The following is an 18,190-nucleotide window of genomic DNA, read 5'->3' on the forward strand; positions in this document are numbered from 1 at the left end:
CCATCTGTTTAGCTACAAATTAATAATAATTAATAAAAATACTTTCAAAAATGGCGTCTGAGAACAATTTCAATGCTTATTCATCCGATTATACCCGTATAACAGATTGTCTTTTTGCTATACACGCCTTAGAAGCCGGTGGTGGCTTAAATAACCATACAGAATTGCTGCGATTGTTGCGCCTGCTCGAACAGGATGTGTTAAAAAAACTATACCTGATCACCATCAGGGTGTTAAAAGAGGTTACCAATCCTGATAATACAGTTTACATCGGTGGTGATTTTAGTGAAAGGAATTTTTCTGACAGGGATTTTAACGTAGGCTCACCGGTAATCAATCCGCCAAAATATGAAGATTACTTTTATGGTGATTTTGATGGCGATGATTTCCTGTTTGATGATTTTTATGTAGGTTATCTCGATACCAGCGGTACAGGTTATAGTACCATTTTTAAGAGCATTTTAAATATGCTCAATGAGATTAACAATTACAGTGAAGATACTTTTAGCGAAGAAGACCGTTATGCTTTAAATGCAGCTTTAGAAGCATTGTTAGCCGCTTTTAAAGCCATAAAAGATTTATTGGTCCAATTAGGCCTTAACCCATGTGGTGTTGAGGGAGATACTTATTTGAACAACACCACTGGTATTTACCTTCAGGCGGCAGGTTCGGATGGGAGCAATGGCATTGCCCAGGGTATCCACTTAAGGTGGAGCCTTACCGGCGAACTGGGTGATAACCACCTGCCAAAAGGCGATTATTACAATGCGCAGAACGGGCAGTTATCTGGCTTTAACCGTAAAGATGATTATGTGAGGGTATTCCGTACACCCAATGTTAACCAGCATTTTGTTTTCTTTGATTTTGAACTTAACCGGCCGGTAATCAATTTTAAAACCAGGCAATGGATTTACACCTTCAATAATACCCTTAACGGGCATAAAATTACCAACCGTTTAATACTTACGTTTGATGATGCAAATGCCTATGCGCTACTGGCCAGAACAATTGACCCTTTACTGGATTATTATCGTTTTTTATCCTCGTATAGCGAAACCATTACTTTACAGGTAGAAAATAAAACATGTTATGTGGCGGGATTCAATTTTTCCAATATCAGTGAAGAAAAAGCAGTACTCAAGATTAAGACCCTTTCACAGATCGGTAACGATACTGAAAATACCACTGAGGTATGTAAAACGATGGTGCTGGAGAGTAACGGGATATCGATTGAGTTTATTAAAGCAGATAATATTGCGAAGGTATCGGCGAAAAAATCCCTAAACGGTGCGATCAGAGGTTTTTATTTCGGAACCTATCACGACTTTTTAATTACCCGTGAGGAAACCGACTGGACAGAAATAGGAAACGGCTTTGGGATTTCTTTAGATGATACTGTGGTTTTCGACCGATTAGAAAATGAAAACTATCCTATTGATCACCTTTGGCCACATTTTAATGATGGCACTACCGTAAAAATAGCCAACTATAAGGATAAATGGTTAAACACCAGTGCCGATAATCCCTCGGTAAAAGAAGTGCTTAACAAATACCTCCAATTAAGCAATACCGATCCCAGGGCAGAAGAAATGATTACTAATGTGAATCCAGAGCAACAGAACGAAGGTTTTATGATCAGTTATCTGGATATTATGAACCTGCAGGCACTTGATTATCATTTCGCGAGGATGCTGGGGTTGGGGCATATCGATACCCTGGCAAAAAATGAAGATTATATTTATCAGGTGCGCTATACTAATAAAAGTAGTTTAAATACGTCTGACACATCTACTTATGTGTATACTAGCTTGCCAGTTGGTAAAGCAGATTACCTGTTACCCGAAAAACCTAAAATGAGACCGGTAGTTTACCAGTTTTTGGGGAATAACGACAGCATGAATGATATGCTTGATGATAAAGGTTATGCAAAGTTAGATTACGCACGTGTGGTTAACATAGGTAGGATGCCTTTTGCCGACGAATTGGTTGGTCATGATTTCTTTGCAGATTTAAATGCCATCGAAAACCAGAATATTTTCGAAAATCCAAAACCGGTTTTTTATGGATTGGAGTACCGTGCAGAAAACCAGTCTATATATGTAAAACCCGAAATTACCAGTGGCGGTTTCCCAGATCAGCAACAGTATTACGCCTATGATGATGCCAATCCAGGGGGCGTATTGGAGCCCGAACCGTTAAGAGATGATGTATTGAGTTTATTTATCCATTTCGAAAAACATCCGGGTAAACATTTTTATGCCATTTATGGTATAAATTGGTTCTCGAGGGTTTCTGCATTAAGCGATGAGGTAAGTACTGATACAACCGAATTCGCAGCGATAAATACATTATTGCCACCAAGCGATGTTGCAGTACAATATGTTCAAAAAGAAGATCCATTATTGTTTACCACTATTGCTGAGCAGAATTGGCTGGCGGGGCGTAAACAAACTTTTGCAGGCCAGGATATCGGTTTTACCCGTGTAACTTTTAACTGGCTCGATATATTGGATGCCACCAGGTTGATTGATCAGTCGGCCGAACAACTTAATACACTCATCAAAGCAGACCATGTTAAAGCATATTTTAAACCAGAATTGCCTTTAACTGTAGCCGGACAGATTAAAGATGTGGTGCACATGCCAGGCAACGATAAATTTGTTAAACTGATTATCGGAAGCTATAAACAGATAGATGGAACTGAAATCGTTCCTGCAATAGCCCCTGATGATTTTCCTAGGTTTAACAACAGCATGTTAACGACCCCTGGAGGAAAGTTTCGCGTAGAAACCCTGGTAATCACATCTACAGATGCAGAGATTGTAGTAGAAATTATTTCTGATAGCAAGGTAGTAGACGATGAGAATAATCCAGGTGCCTACAGTACGCAAAAAAATACCACCTTTCCCGAAATTGGAAGCAGGTTTACGCTGGTTGAAAATTTAAGCCATCCTGCTAACTGGGAGCCGATTACTGAAACTGTTCAATTAAAAAGTTTTGCCGATCCCAATAATCCGACTATTGAACGCATTTCCGATTCAGAAGGTAAAGAAACCATTTATTGGGTAGGAGGTATGCATAACCAGGCAACCGTTACCGCATTATTCGGTGCAGACTATCCGGATGGTTTGTTGGGTTATTATAAGATCAGTTTCGATCATACCGGTAACTTAGATGATCACCCTCAAATTAACCTGCCTTTTGATGCCAACGATCCCAATAAGAATTCGCCCGATCAGTTACGTCAGGCGCACGTAGAGTGGTATAAGGGTTTAATCAGGGTACCAACTTTAAACGGAGATCCTGAACCGAAATTATTGGAGGTAATCAGGATAGAAAAAACACATCCTGTAGAACTGTATGTTTACGATCCGGGTTATCAGGACGATCCGATCCGTATTTCAGAGCCATCTGCCTTAACTGTTCCCGTAAACTTTCATCCGGGTTACAGGGCTTACTTTTTCACAGAGCCTGGGGCAGGTGATACCTTTAACGGTACCAATATACTTCCTGTTGGTAACGACAACGATAAACGTACCCTGCTTGGTTTGCAAACCATAGATAGCAGGCCCGAGGGCAATAACAGTGTTTCGGACGTTTCTGTTCCTGCTATACTGCTTGCACGTAAAATTGAAGAACCGGTGCAGTTTGAAGCCCCTACTATATTTGGCTTAAAAGTACGTCCTGATGCTACAGGTAAAGCCTCATTTACCTTTGATGTTAAAATTGTACCAACGGTAAATGGCATAAAACGTGCGCCATTTGGCTTTATGTTTTACCGTACAACCAATGAGGATGTGTTGGAAGCCCTGTATAAACCAAGTACCGTAACGCAGATTTTAGAAAGCCTTGCTGATCTTGAAGAAGATGCTTTTTATAGTCAGAGGTATTTAGAACTGGTTAATTTAACTTTCGATGATGCTACTCCCGATTCATTTAAACAATTCCCTGCGACGCCAAACCCTTATGGTTTCCCAAAACCCGATAGGATAGGATTAGTTGATGACGAACAGGATAGTTTGGCAATTAAGAAACTAAAATATTTTGCTGCCATACAGGAAACTTTGTTGCCTTTAACCGAACAGACCCCGATACTGAATTTTATTAAACAGGGCCTGCAGACGGAGAATGCAATACCGGTAATACGCGATCTGGATGGAAACCTGCTTGATGCAACAGATACCGCTTTTAATCCTTTCCCTATGATCAGGCAGTATAATAAACCATCGCAGCCCAATACCACTTATATCCGTTTTACCGATTACTTTTTAAGCGGAGCTTCGCGGAAATTGTATTTCTTTGCTGGTGTAGAGGTAACCAACCAGTTAGAGCCTGGGGTATTAAGTCCTTTTGCCGGACCGGTAACTATTCTGCAAACCTTACCTTCGGCACCGCCTTTGGTTACCAGGTATGCATTGAATCTCGATTCTTTTTCTGCTGAAAGTGGCGCATCGGTTGTTTTTAATATAGCACCAATATCTCCCGAAGACCGCATTTCTAAAATCAGGATTTACCGTTCAAAAAATATAGGCCATACAGTTACACTTCAAGGCATGGAATATTATGTAGACCGTGATATTGATGCCGATCAGTTTGAGGGGTATGACATTACCGACGACTTTAGCGATTTAACCGCTGCGCCACTTGGCGATACCGTTTATTATCGCTTAGCTGGGATCCGGAAGATCATCAACGAAAAAGAAGAAATAGAAGAGGTATTGTCATTAGGTACCGATGTAATTGCCATTACCTTGCCCGATTACCTAAATCCAGAAGCTCCTGAACTAGTTTACGATGAGGTTGGAAACAAATTAACCTGGCCTACTACTGCCAATAAAGCCAATTATTACTTGTACAAACAAAATAACCGTGGTAATTGGGAGAAAGTATATACAGTAGATGCAGAAAATGCATCAGCCCAGATGGAATATATTTTACCGACCCCTTTATTATTGGTTGATGAAGATGGCGATAAACTGTATTACCGCTTTAAAGTGCAGGTGCAGAATACCTCAGGATTATTTAACCTAACTGATAATGAATTAACCATTAAAACCACAATTTAAAAAGTAAAATTATGTCACAAACACCTACAATTACCGATGCTTATATTGATGAAATTATAAAGGCCCCCGATGCCTATAACCCTACCTTAAATAAAACACAAGGGGTAAAATTAAGGGAGTTGATCAAGCTGATGAGGGATGAGATTGAACAAGATAAAATAGAAGGAAAAAACTTCCCTATTCCGGTTACTTATCTTGAATTAATGGATTTGATTACAACTGGTATGTTGAGATATGATATACCTTATTTATTGACTGACTTTTATGGGAAATTTATATATTTTAATAGTGATTTGGAATTGATAAATGAAGTTTATGTTACCGATAATGAGCCGCTCATTCTAAATTTTATGGCCAATATCGAAGGAGGCTATTGGGACGAAATTAATAACACCTGGATCAATACACTAACACCTGTTTTTAAAGGAAAATCACTTTTGCATGGAGATTATATCAGATATACTCCAAATAATAGAATTCAGGGATATTTACTGTCAGAAAAAGGTGAAATCATATATAGGGAAGACAAGTTGAAAAATAGAAAATCTACGCTGGATTTTAGAAACTTAAAATACAAAGATGTCAATGATAATAGCATCATAGATGCTATCAACATAAATACTAACAGTGAATTAACAGTGCCAAATATTGATAGCAACGAGTATTATACTTTGGGGCAACCATTAATAATTGCATGGATGGTCGACTCAGTCTTTAAGATTAATCACATCCTTGGTAAAATAAAAAAAATAAAATTAGTGAAAAGTAACATACAGATAACTGGTTCTGGTTACTCTACATATACCCCAGATTTTGATGAAAAATTGCCAAATTTTAATTCAACAACTTTTCGAAATTGTAATATCAATGTGACCACTCTAGGAGGTGATTTTGCCGATGTATATATTGAAAATGTAACTACACCACTGGTAAATATCATGACAGATGGAGAATTAAAAGCTTCTAATATCATTAGTAATTCTGAATATATCTTTCAAAATAATAAAACTTTCAGAAGATATATAGACGAAGCTGACAACACGCAGAAAATTGAATTATGTATCTAAATATAATTAGTACAGCAACAAAAATTGGAGAGAATAGATTAAATACCCTTTTACCAATGCTCAATTGCTTGCCTATTGATTATCAAGTTATTTATAATAACGTAACAGAAATAGGCTATGATGCATTAACTGCTAGAGTAAAATTGTTAGTTAAACAGAACTATGATAATGATTTTTTTATTTTCGGAGAAGATGACCTTATTTTAACTGATTTTTTCTGTATAGAAGTTCTTGATGCTTTCATTAATGAGTGTTTGATAAGAGAAGCGGGTGTTCTTTTTACTGGATCTCATCATGTTTACGGAGTAAAAAAAACCAATATAAAGGGACTTGTTAAATTAAATGGAGGTAGGGGATGTCAATTAGTAGTTGTATTTAAGCCAATGTATGATTTGATACTAGGTATCGATAATAAAAATCATATTGATTCTGTTTTGTCAGCATTTGGGGTATATGCCGATTTGTATTTGACCATACCTTTTCTTTCAAAACAAATGCCTGATGCAGATTCTCTTATCAATAAATTTAAGAATAAAAAAGTTGGTGAACTTTTTAATTGTGCAGAACAGCAACTAATGAAATTAATAAGTAATGAAAGTTAAATTCACGTCTTTTTTTGAAAGCGATTACAAACTGCTAGCTTCAATTAAAAGTAGATATTGTAATAATAAAAATTATTATAAAGACCTAGAATTTACGGTAAACGATAATTATGATAAGTTGGTAATATTAACGTGCCCTAGTATCGAATTATTTACCAAAGGATTTGAAGAAAATAAAGCGGTAATATTTAAAACCGAGCCCAGCGCATCAAAATTTTATGAACAGAACAAATTTGGAAGGGTTGAAGAGATGTTTTTACCACTTCCATTCTTATTTTTCAATGATATTGAGAAAACAAATAAAAAAAATAAAAGTATATCATCAATAACTAGTGGGCTTTATAGTTTACCTGGGCAGAGAAGAAGATTGGATTTGTTAAGATTTCTTGATGGAAAAATAGAAATAGATATCTGGGGTAATAAACCAAGTTATCACTTGCTGTCACTAAAAGATTATCGTGGTAAATTAGATAATAAAAGTGATGGTTTGTGGAACTACAGGTATCATTTTGCAGCGGAGAATATTAGAGAGTGTGGATATTTTACTGAGAAAATAATTGACCCTTTATTATCAGAAACTTTATGTTTTTATGATGGGTGCCCAAATTTGGCAGAATTTATAGATGAAAGGTCTTTTGTACAGTTAAATTGTGAAGACAAAGAACATAGCTTACACATTATAAAAAACTATGTTTCAAATAATTTTTATGATAAACAGTTAAAATATATCAAAGAACAAAAAAGAAGAGTAATAACAATATTAAATCCTTTAAACATCATCTGGATGTCGTTACATGATAAGGATGTTGTTAAAGAATGTAAATTAAGTAGAGCAATGTAATAAACGTCATTCAAAGTATTAAAAACATTATAATCTAACTGTTTATTAGTGTTTTAACTATAATTTTGAAAGAGGCCCATTATAAATGTTTTATAAAATTATCATCATATAATAATTCAAAAAAAAACTATGCCAACTATTCTTTAAGACGCCAACATAGGTATTTAGTTTATTCGTTATTGATGTCTGGACATTGCGATTTGATCATTAGTTATTGATATTTGGCATTTGGCTCCTCAATTATTCGACTTAAGGCTTTGGACCCTGGACTGAAGACTAATAACTCCCAACTCCAAACTATTCCGTATTCTTGTAAAAAAACTCAAATGGAAAAACCATTTATAAACATAACTTACTGCCCTAAATGCGGTTGGATGTTGCGTTCGGCATACATGGCTCAGGAAATTCTGACCACCTTTGTTGATGAAGTAAAAGGAGTAAGCCTGTTGCCGAGTGAAACATCTGGCGTTTTTACCATAACCATTAATGAAAAACTGATTTTCGACCGTAAGCAGATGCAGCGTTTCCCTGAGATTAAGGAGCTGAAACAGCTTATCCGCGATGTAGTAAGCCCCGATAAAAATCTTGGCCATTCTGATGTTAAATAAGTTTAGGTATTAAATTACAGCTCAGCGTATTCTTTTGTTAAATTTTAAATGATCTTCAAAAATATGCTTATACTTACCTAAATTAATTCTTCCCGATTTAGTTCTAGGTTATGATTAAAAAAAGTCTTTTTTTTCTTTTTTTGCTGGTATCGCTAAGTTCATCCGTTTTTGCCCAGTCTTCAGAAACCGAAAGGTTAAAGGGCAGCCTCCAAAAAGTTACCGATAGCTTCAAATATGTTGATGCCCTTAATAGGCTCGCCATGTTGATGTATGAAAAAAACATAGACAGTACTTTTTATTATACGCGTAGTGCCCGCGAAGTTTCCAACCGCCTTAACTATGCAAAAGGCAAAGCAGATGCATTAAATAACCTCGGGATATTTTTCGATATCAAAGGCGATCTGCAGCTTGCATTGAGATATTATAACGAGGCGCACACTGCTTATGGCAAAATCAAGGATTCAGTAAATGTGGTACAAACCACGATGAATATTGCCATGGTATACAAAGAGTTCGGCAAAGATCAGCGTGCCGTACAATGGTTTAATATAGCCGTTAAAAAAGGTAACGAACTTCGGCAGGATTCGATCATGTCGCTCGTTATTTACAATTATCTTTTAATTTATCCAGCTAAATACAACGCAGAGAAGAAGAAAAATTATATCACCAAGGCAAAAGAAATTGCGCTGAAATATAAAGATGAGCGAACCTTATTAGCCATTGATCAGTTAATTGCAGATGAATTGATTGCCGGAGGGAAGTTAAAAGAAGGACTAAGTCTCCTTCACCTTACCACTAACCGCGCAATTGATAAAAAACTTTACTATGTTTCAATGGATATGTTGATCGATATGGGAGATCAACTGATTACATCTGATACAGCACTGGCCTTAAATTATTATAAACAAGGACTTGCCCTTGCCGACAAAAATGGCTTTTTGATCTACAGTGAGGTATTTGCTAAAAAATTATTTGATTATTATAGCTTAAAACATGATGGCCTATCTGCTGCAATTTACAGCAGTAAACTCGTTACGCTCCAGGAAGAACAGGATAAGATAAATAACTCTTCCAGCGTAGATTATTTAGATTATGCACTCAAAGAGCAACAGGTAGATGCCCTGGAAGAGCGGTCTAAATATCAGATCACCTTACTTGTACTCACTACCATAGCCTGTTTGCTGGCTATTGCCATACTTATTGTAATCAGGCAGAGTTTAAAACGGACAAAAAAGTTAAATGCTGTGGTAATCAATAAGAACAACCAGATGGAAGAAGCACTTGCAGCTTTAGAGCAGAGCCAGGCCGATAATACCAATCTGCTAAAAGTGGTAGCACACGATCTCCGCAGTCCGATTGCAGCCATTTATACCACTACTGAGTTGATGTTGGGGGATGAAGGACGTTCGAAGGATGACCAGGAAATGCTTGCGCTGATTAAAAATTCGAGTAAAGATTCACTGGCACTGGTAAAAGATCTGTTGCAGACACAGTTTACGGGTAATCCGCTTAATAAAACCCCGGTAGATCTCGGCGAACTGCTCCGTTATTGCGTTTCTATATTACAGAATAGCGCTGATGACAAAGGCCAGCATATTAAACTGGATGCCAAACCGCTAACCATTTTGGCCAATGGAGAGAAGCTTTGGAGGGTAATAAGTAATTTAATTGCCAATGCGGTTAAATTTAGCCCCAATAATGCAACCATACGGATTACAATGGAACAAGGTACCCATTCGGTTAAAATTGCCATTAATGATGAAGGCATTGGTATTCCTAAAGAAATTGAGGATAAAATTTTCGAGATGTTTACCGATGCCAAACGTACAGGCACGGCTGGAGAACAGTCGTACGGATTAGGATTGGCCATCTGCAAACAGATTATCAAAGCCCACGATGGTAAAATCTGGTTCGAGCGGAATGCCAAAAAGGGCACTACATTCTTTATCGAACTTCCGGTTTAACTATCTTACACTAAAATAAAGCTATCCAACTACCTTAAAGCCAAAATCAGTTTGCCCGATTTTATCCTGAAATAATAGGTTAAAGAAGTTTTGTGTTTTAAAATCTCAATACTTTTAATGGCGCCAGAGCTGCCGAAAGTATCCGAGATAACATCGCCAACTTTAAGTTGCTCTAATCGATGTATAGGGGTTAATGCATCAATATGTATCATGAAGCAAAAATATGGCTGTTAAAGTGCTCTTTAATAGTATTTTTGTATCATTATTATATTTCACGTTAGTGTGTAATATTGAAAAATACAGCCTTACTCCCTAGTGGAATTATTAATCGGAATAGGTTGTCCTGAAAGCATTCGGGATACCTAAAAACAACCCCCGCAAGTTGGGGGTTGAATATTTTATTTTTGAACTTTAATTTCCGTTCTACGGTTTAAAATTCTACCTTCTTCGGTATCATTAGCACTGATCGGGTTTTTCTCACCATGGCCAACAATGCTAAAGTTATCAGCTTTTAAACCTGCGTTTACAAAATAAGATTTAACGGCATTTGCACGGTCTACCGAAAGTGATAGGTTATGCTCCGGTGTACCTTCTGCAGATGAATAGCCATTAAGCACAAATTTGGTTTCCGGCGATTTTTTCATTTCGGCCACAGCTTTATCCAAAATCGGAAATGAAGAAGTTTTAAGTACGAAAGAGTTAAATTCGAACTGGATATTATCTAAATTAAAATTAGGTTTTTCAACTGGGGCAGGTTTTTCCGGCTCGGGTTCAGGAGCGGTTTTTTTCTCCTCAACCGGCGGTGCTGGTTTTTCAACAGGTGCAGGAGGAGTTGGTTTTGCAACCAGTTTTTTCGTCTTGCACGAGTACATGGTTAGCGTAAAAAGTGCAACAAGCGCAGTTAATAAAAGGTTTTTGGTAATGTTCATGTTTTAAGATTAATTTAAGTTTATTGTGTGTTTATTGCCCAAACATACTAATAAATGATCATAGCTATAACGGCGTTTTTTTAAAGAACTTATATTATCTTAATTAATTACACAGGTTTTACGGTTGGTTTTTAAATCTGGTTTTACTTAACTTATTTTAAATCAGTATCGTTTTAATGCTTTTTTCTTCAAACATATTCCCCGCAATTTTCTTTATTCTAGTATAAAATATTGATATGGAACGTTTTAAAAATAAAGTAGCTTTAATTACCGGAAGCAGCCAGGGGATAGGTGCCGCATGTGCTTTGAGATTGGCCGAAGAAGGTTGTGATATTATCTTAAATGGGCACAAATTTGATGAGAGGGGAGAAAAACTGATTGCCCAGATTAAAAAGCTGGGACAAAAAGCCGTTTTTTTAGTTGCCGATTTAAGCAAAGCCAAAGAAGCCATTAAATTGGTAAATGATGCCGTTACCGAATTTGGTAAGCTCGATATCCTGGTCAATAATGCAGGAGTAGAGAAAAAGGCCGATTTTTGGGAAGTAACCGAAGAAGATTATGATCTCGTGATGGATACCAATCTAAAAGGCGTATTTTTCACAATCCAATCTTTTGTAAATTATTGCCGTGAGCATAAGGTGGCCGGTACCGTAATCAATATGAGTTCTGTGCACGAAGAAATTGTATTTCCCCATTTTGCGGCCTATTGTGCAAGTAAGGGTGGCTTAAGGATGCTTACCCGGAACCTGGCCACAGAACTTGCGCCATTCAACATCCGCATCAATAATGTTGCACCCGGCGCGGTTTCAACACCCATTAATCACGATCTGTTAAACAATAAAGAACAACTGGAAAAAGTACTGCAGAATATTCCATTGAGGAGAATGGGCAAAGTAGAAGATGTAGCCGCTGTAGTGGCTTTTCTTGCTTCCGATGATGCCGCTTATGTTACCGGATCAACTTATTTTGTTGACGGAGGATTAACTTATCATTACGAAGAACAATAGGTTAATGACTTTCGCGGCTAAGCTGTTTATTTAGTTCAACAGCCGCGCTGATTAGTGCCAGATGCGTAAAAGCCTGCGGAAAATTGCCCAGGTGCTCGCCTTTCCGGCCCAATTCTTCACTAAATAACAAAAGATGGTTGGAATAGCCGATCATCTTTTCAAAATTTTCTACCGCACGTTCCAGTTCTCCGCTTTTGGCCAACGCTTCTATAAACCAGAACGAACACATGTTAAAAGTACCTTCCTCGCCTTCAAGTCCGTCTATTTTGGTCATGCCGTTTTTATAGCGGTAAACCAGTACGTCCAAAAGCAACTCTTCATCAATTGCTTTCATGGTAGAAAGCCAGCGGGGCTCTAACGGAGATATAAAATGCGTTAGGGGCATCAGTAAAGCACTCGCATCTACATGCTTTGCACCTTTATACTGTACCCAGGCACCCAGCTTTTCATTCCAGAAATTATGGTAAATGTCTTCATAAATTTCGCTACGGATCTTATGCCATTCGCTTTCAGGGTAGGGGAACGATCGGTTTTCGGCAATTTTAATCGCCCTGTCCATCGCTACCCAGCACATCAGCCTTGTATGCAGAAATTCTTTTTTCTCATTCCTGATCTCCCAGATACCATGATCTGGCTTTTTCCATTGTTTCATCACGCATTCAACCTGTTTTTCTATCAATGTCCAAAATTCGTAGGTAATCGGTTTGTGCGATTTGTTATAAATGTAAACTGTATCGATCAGTTCGCCATAAATATCAATCTGTAACTGGCTTGCCGCTTCGTTGCCTATACGCACCGGTTTTGACGAATGATAACCTTCAAACTGAGTTGCTTCTACTTCCTTTATCTCTGCATTTCCATCTATACGGTACACCAATTGCAGGTCTACCTTTTGGCATAGGTTAAATATCCAGTCCATAAAAGCAGTTGCTTCATCGAAAAACCCAAGTGTTAAAAAGGCGTACATCGTAAAGGCCGCATCCCTTATCCAGGTAAAACGGTAATCCCAGTTGCGGTTTCCACCAATGGTTTCAGGCACCCCGAATGTAGGTGCTGCCACTACCGAACCGAACTCGGCGGATGTAAGCAGTTTTAAAGTAATAACCGATCTTCTGATAATTTCGTCATACCGGCCCTTGTAAGTGGTTTGATTGATCCATGTCCGCCAATAATCTACGGTTTTGCGGTAACCATGTTTTATATAATGGTTTAAATCGGCAGCTGTTTGTCCATTTTCAATAATTTCGAGGATGATATGCGCCGTTTCCGATTCTTTCAGCGTAAATTCAGCATAACCTGTACCTTTTTCGATATGCAAGGGCACATCTGCTTTTAATCTTAAACTAAGCTTTTCAGGTTTGGAGAAAAACACCAGTTCATCCTTCTCATGTTTAATGTTATGTTTGCTTTCGGTATAGCCAAAGCTGGGCACACAGAATACCTTAAATGTAATATTGCCCCTAATGGCTTTAATCTGTCTGATGATGGCACTTGGGAAATCAGTTTCTTTTGATAAAGGCATGTAATCGCTTAACTCTGCAATACCCTGTTCGGCAAAAAAGCGGGTAAGCAGAACAGCCGTTCCAGGCAGATAAAGCTGTTTACTGGTGTAATTTTCCAGTTGTGGCTCAACCGAAAAATAGCCACCCTTTTGCTGATCGAGCATCGAAGCAAAAACGGTTGGCGAATCAAATTTTGGTGCGCACAAAAAATCTATCGATCCCTGTAGCGAAACCATTGCTACGGTTTTCAGGTTGCCGATAACGCCATAGTTTTCTATCGGCTGGAAAGGCCTTTTTTTGTGCTTTGCCATATTTTGAGGTATAAACTACTTAAGCAAAGGAATAATGCTTTGCTTTTGTTTTACCTTTTATGGCGCAGGCGATAGTAAAAGTTAGAAAAAGCTTAAACTTTTAAATTTGGCATCAGGTTTAAAAAAGCCTGTGCATTGGCCGCATATTTCTTTTTATCGAGTTTGAAATAAAATGCGCCTTTTTTCGAGCCAGACCTGTCTTTTTCGGCCAGTTTGATCAATAAACCGGTCGAACTGATTTTCCGGCTGAAATTCCGCGTGTCGATTTCGGTATCATTTACCTCTTCAAAAAGGATGTGCAATTGTGGGATGGTAAATTTTTTGGGCAGCATTTCGAACAGGATAGGATGGAGGGCCGCTTTGTACCTCAGTTTTTTCCTTGCATCGGCAACCATTTCATTGTGGTCGAATATAAGTTTTGGCCTGTCGTTGATCAAAAACCACTCTGCTTCATAGTCATCGTTTAACTGCTCTTCGTATTTATGGATATCGATCAGTGCAAAATAGCCTACCGAAAGGGTACGTTCTATCGGATCTCGTTTAGGTTCGCCATAAATCTGCATCTGTTCCAGATAAACGCCTTCTAAACCCGTCATTTTTTTTAATACCCTGTTTGCGGCATCATCCGGACTTTCATCCGGCCCAACGAAACCGCCCATTAAACTCCATTTGTTTATCTCGGGCTCTAAACCGCGCTTTACCAGTAGAATTTTAAGGTGCTCGCCATCAAATCCAAATACAATACAGTCAACAGCAACAAGGTAGTGAGGCTGTCCGGAATATTCAATCATTTTTTGTTAGTGGTTTTAAAGACCTCAATATGTTCAAATTTTCACGAATATAAAAATTATTATTAATTGTCGTTTTGACAATTAATAATAATTTTATAATTTGGCGCTGTGATAGATTAAGCTAAATGGCTTAATGTTTCTAACCAATTGAAAATATAAGATGAACCAGACATTCGAACTCGACAGTAATCCGCATACCAGGTTAAATATACTAACCGGAGAATGGGTTTTAGTTTCACCACACCGCACCAAAAGGCCCTGGCAGGGTAAGGTTGAAGACGTATCACCAGATAACCGCCCTGAATACGATCCTAAATGTTATTTATGTCCGGGCAATGGCAGGGCCGATGGCGATACCAACCCTGAATATACCGAAAGCTTTGTTTTTAACAATGATTTTGCCGCACTCTTAGAAGATACACCTACCGGCACCATGAACGAAGATGATCTGTTGGTGGCCAATAATCAGAAAGGACTTTGCAAGGTAATCAGTTTTAGTCCAAAACACAACCTTACATTGCCCGAAATGAGTGTTGAGGCCATTACTGCCGTGGTAAATGTTTGGCAGAACGAATTTAACAGTCTGGCCGAAAAAGACTGGATCAAATACATCCAGATTTTTGAGAATAAAGGTGAAATAATGGGCTGTAGCAACCCGCATCCACACGGACAGATCTGGTCGCAGGGGGATATCCCATTGGAAATTGCCAAAGAAACCGAACGTCAGAAAACCTATTACGCCATCCACAGAAGAAGTCTGCTGGCCGATTATTTAAAACTGGAACTTAAAAAGAACGAACGTATCATTTTCGAGAACGATCATTTTGCCGTTTTGGTGCCTTTCTGGGCAGTTTGGCCTTACGAAACCATGATTATCAGCAAACGCCATGTAAATAGCATCAAGTTATTTAACGAAGCGGAGAAGAAATCCCTGGCCGAAGCCATTAAAATATTAACCACCAAATACGATAACCTTTTCGAAACCTCATTTCCATATTCGGCAGGTATGCACCAGGCTCCGGTAAACAATGGTTATTATCCCGAGTGGCACTGGCACATGCACTTTTATCCGCCATTATTGCGTTCGGCAACCGTTAAAAAGTTTATGGTAGGCTACGAAATGCTGGCCAATCCACAACGCGATATTACCCCCGAATTTGCGGCAACCCGATTAAAAGAAATGTCGGCACAACACTATAAAAACAGCAAAGCTGAAGACTAAAAAAATTGATAATGAACGCACAACAATTAAAGAATACATTTAAAAAATTATATAATACCGAGCCGATTTTGGTACGCTCGCCCGGAAGGATCAACATTATTGGCGAACATACCGATTATAATGGTGGTTTTGTGATGCCGGCTGCTATTGATAAGGCTATTTATGTAGCCATTTCGAAAAGGGAAGACGACGAAGTTCATCTGTTTTCCGAAAGCTACCAGCAATTTGATATTTCATCAATAAAAGATTTAAAAAAATCAGAAAACAGTTGGGCCAACTACATTTTGGGTGTGGCCGATCAACTGAAAGAAAGAGGTTATAAATTGGGTGGCTTTAACTTTTATATCGATGGCGATGTGCCTTTGGGCGCTGGATTATCCTCTTCTGCAGCGGTTGAATGTGCTACAGGTTTTGCACTTGATCAGCTTTTCTCGCTTTCTGTTCCGAAAATGGATGTGGCTTTAATAGCACAGAAAGCCGAGCAGACTTTTGCCGGGGTTAACTGTGGCATTATGGATCAGTTTGCATCCGTATTCGGTAAAAAAGATCAGGCCATTATGCTCGATTGCAGGTCGATGAAACACATTTATATCCCCCTAAAACTAGATGGATATAAATTATTACTGCTGAACACCAATGTAAAACACAAGCTTGCCGACTCAGCCTATAATAAAAGGAGGGCACAGTGTGAACAGGGGGTAGCCTGGGTAAAAGAATATTATCCGAATGTAAATACACTGCGAGATGTAGACTTAAGTATGTTGGATACCTATGTTAAGGCCAAAGATGAAGAAGTGTATAATAAATGCCGTTTTGTGGTAAAAGAAATCGGCCGTTTATAAACCGCCGCAGAGCAATTGGAAAATGGCAATCTGCAGGGCCTGGGTAAACTGATGTTCGAAACGCACGAAGGTTTGAGCAAAGATTACGAAGTTAGCTGTAAAGAACTCGACTTTTTGGTTGATGCGGTTAAACCGCTTGATTTTGTGCTGGGTGCAAGGATGATGGGCGGTGGTTTTGGAGGCTGTACCATCAACATTGTAAAAGAAGATAAAATTGCCGATCTGGTTGAAGATCTGTCTGCTAAATATCTCCTGGAATTCGGGCTGAAACTGGATGCATATACGGTACAAACCGATCATGGAACCAGTTTATACAACTAAAAAAATATTACCACTGGTATATACTAACCAAATAACCAAAATTAATCAATGAAAAACAATTTATTAGACACGAAAGATTACATTGTATTTGCAGTGTACTTCGTTATTGTAGCGGCCTATGGTCTCTACATTTACAACAAGAAAAAATCGGAATCCACAGGTTCCAAAGATTATTTTCTTGCCGAAGGCTCTTTAACCTGGTGGGCCATTGGTGCCTCGTTAATTGCCTCCAATATTTCGGCCGAGCAGTTTATCGGCATGAGCGGTTCGGGCTTTAAAATGGGGCTGGCAATCGCAACCTACGAATGGATGGGGGCGGCAACACTAATTGTGGTTGCAGTTTTCTTTATTCCGGTTTACCTCAAGAATAAAATTGCCACAATGCCCCAATTCCTGCACCAACGTTATAATGGTACGGTGGCTATGATTATGGCTGTGTTCTGGTTACTGCTTTATGTAGTGGTTAACTTAACCTCGATCCTTTATTTGGGTGCTTTGGCTGTGAGCAGTATTTCGGGCTTCGATTTAAGCTTTTGTATGTATGCCATTGCTGGTTTTGCCATTATCATTACCCTTGGCGGGATGAAGGTAATCGGTTATACCGACGTAATCCAGGTATTTTTCCTGATTTTAGGTGGTTTGGCCACAACTTATCTGGCTTTAAACCTGGTTTCTACCCACTATGGTACTACCGGTATTTTTGAAGGTTATAGTTTAATGACTTCAAAGGCCTCAGAGCATTTCCACATGATCTTAAAACCGGATAACGAAAATTATATCGATCTGCCGGGCTTAAGTGTACTGATCGGCGGTATGTGGATTGTAAACTTAAATTATTGGGGCTGTAACCAGTACATTACCCAGCGTGCTTTGGGTGCTAATTTGGAAACTGCCCGCGGTGGTATCCTTTTCGCCGCTTTATTAAAGTTGTTAATGCCGATTATTGTGGTTTTACCAGGTATTGCGGCTTATGTTTTATATAAGGACGGAGCTTTTCAGTCGGAAATGATGCAGGGCGGTTCAGTAAATCCCGATCGTGCTTATCCGGTATTGTTAAACTTACTTCCTGCGGGTTTAAAAGGACTTTCTTTTGCGGCATTAACGGCTGCGGTAGTAG

15 protein-coding genes are annotated in these 18,190 nt (G+C 38.5%); 11 read left to right on the plus strand and 4 right to left on the minus strand.

Features of this window, described 5'->3' with window-relative positions:
* The first annotated feature begins 50 nt into the window (after positions 1–50).
* The 6 genes from B2V92_RS11975 (at position 51) to B2V92_RS12000 (ending at position 10,148) form a co-directional block, all read left to right on the plus strand.
* On the plus strand, positions 51–5,066 hold the full coding sequence (locus B2V92_RS11975) for a hypothetical protein (protein ID WP_293308184.1): 5,016 nt from the start codon (positions 51–53) through the stop codon (positions 5,064–5,066).
* An 11-nt stretch (positions 5,067–5,077) separates the two neighbouring features.
* Positions 5,078–6,133, plus strand: coding sequence for a hypothetical protein (locus tag B2V92_RS11980; protein WP_293308186.1), 1,056 nt, complete (start codon positions 5,078–5,080; stop codon positions 6,131–6,133).
* Positions 6,124–6,735, plus strand: a complete 612-nt coding sequence (locus B2V92_RS11985; RefSeq protein WP_293308188.1) for a hypothetical protein — start codon at positions 6,124–6,126, stop codon at positions 6,733–6,735. The genes B2V92_RS11980 and B2V92_RS11985 overlap by 10 nt, the downstream gene beginning before the upstream one ends.
* Entirely contained in the window at positions 6,725–7,576 is an 852-nt protein-coding gene (locus B2V92_RS11990; RefSeq protein ID WP_293308190.1) for a glycosyltransferase family 10 domain-containing protein, read from the plus strand. The genes B2V92_RS11985 and B2V92_RS11990 overlap by 11 nt, the downstream gene beginning before the upstream one ends.
* 326 nt (positions 7,577–7,902) lie before the next feature.
* Positions 7,903–8,184 (plus strand): SelT/SelW/SelH family protein, encoded by a 282-nt coding sequence (locus B2V92_RS11995; RefSeq protein ID WP_293308192.1) that lies wholly within the window; start codon positions 7,903–7,905, stop codon positions 8,182–8,184.
* Positions 8,185–8,294: 110 nt separating this feature from the next.
* Entirely contained in the window at positions 8,295–10,148 is a 1,854-nt protein-coding gene (locus B2V92_RS12000) for a tetratricopeptide repeat-containing sensor histidine kinase (RefSeq protein WP_293308194.1), read from the plus strand.
* A gap of 29 nt (positions 10,149–10,177) precedes the next feature.
* Here B2V92_RS12000 and B2V92_RS12005 read toward each other — a convergent pair whose 3' ends face one another.
* On the minus strand, positions 10,178–10,360 hold the full coding sequence (locus B2V92_RS12005; RefSeq protein ID WP_293308196.1) for a hypothetical protein: 183 nt from the start codon (positions 10,358–10,360) through the stop codon (positions 10,178–10,180).
* Positions 10,361–10,546: 186 nt separating this feature from the next.
* Positions 10,547–11,077: an OmpA family protein gene (locus tag B2V92_RS12010; RefSeq protein WP_293308198.1), complete on the minus strand. Its 531-nt coding sequence runs from the start codon at positions 11,075–11,077 to the stop codon at positions 10,547–10,549.
* A gap of 236 nt (positions 11,078–11,313) precedes the next feature.
* On the opposite strand from B2V92_RS12010, the gene B2V92_RS12015 reads away from it, so the two are divergent.
* Complete coding sequence (locus B2V92_RS12015) at positions 11,314–12,084, plus strand: SDR family NAD(P)-dependent oxidoreductase (protein WP_293308200.1); 771 nt, start codon at positions 11,314–11,316, stop codon at positions 12,082–12,084.
* Between the two features lies 1 nt (position 12,085).
* Here the strand turns inward: B2V92_RS12015 and B2V92_RS12020 are convergent, their stop codons facing one another.
* Positions 12,086–13,897, minus strand: coding sequence for a glycoside hydrolase family 15 protein (locus tag B2V92_RS12020; protein ID WP_293308201.1), 1,812 nt, complete (start codon positions 13,895–13,897; stop codon positions 12,086–12,088).
* A gap of 92 nt (positions 13,898–13,989) precedes the next feature.
* On the minus strand, positions 13,990–14,688 hold the full coding sequence (locus tag B2V92_RS12025; protein ID WP_293308203.1) for an NUDIX hydrolase: 699 nt from the start codon (positions 14,686–14,688) through the stop codon (positions 13,990–13,992).
* Positions 14,689–14,848: 160 nt separating this feature from the next.
* Between B2V92_RS12025 and B2V92_RS12030 the strand changes: the two genes are divergently transcribed.
* From B2V92_RS12030 to B2V92_RS12045, 4 genes are all read left to right on the plus strand, one after another.
* Complete coding sequence (locus B2V92_RS12030; protein WP_293308205.1) at positions 14,849–15,910, plus strand: UDP-glucose--hexose-1-phosphate uridylyltransferase; 1,062 nt, start codon at positions 14,849–14,851, stop codon at positions 15,908–15,910.
* Positions 15,911–15,921: 11 nt separating this feature from the next.
* Positions 15,922–16,752: a galactokinase gene (galK, locus tag B2V92_RS12035; RefSeq protein ID WP_293308207.1), complete on the plus strand. Its 831-nt coding sequence runs from the start codon at positions 15,922–15,924 to the stop codon at positions 16,750–16,752.
* A 15-nt stretch (positions 16,753–16,767) separates the two neighbouring features.
* Positions 16,768–17,073 carry a hypothetical protein gene (locus B2V92_RS12040; protein ID WP_293308209.1) on the plus strand — a complete coding sequence of 102 codons (306 nt, stop codon included), beginning with the start codon at positions 16,768–16,770 and terminating at the stop codon, positions 17,071–17,073.
* 48 nt (positions 17,074–17,121) lie between these two features.
* Positions 17,122–18,190: sodium:solute symporter family transporter (locus B2V92_RS12045; RefSeq protein ID WP_293308211.1), on the plus strand; the 1,069-nt coding region annotated here is incomplete at its 3' end.

The sequence above is a fragment of the Pedobacter sp. UBA5917 genome (genome assembly GCF_002432345.1).
GTDB lineage: Bacteria > Bacteroidota > Bacteroidia > Sphingobacteriales > Sphingobacteriaceae > Pedobacter.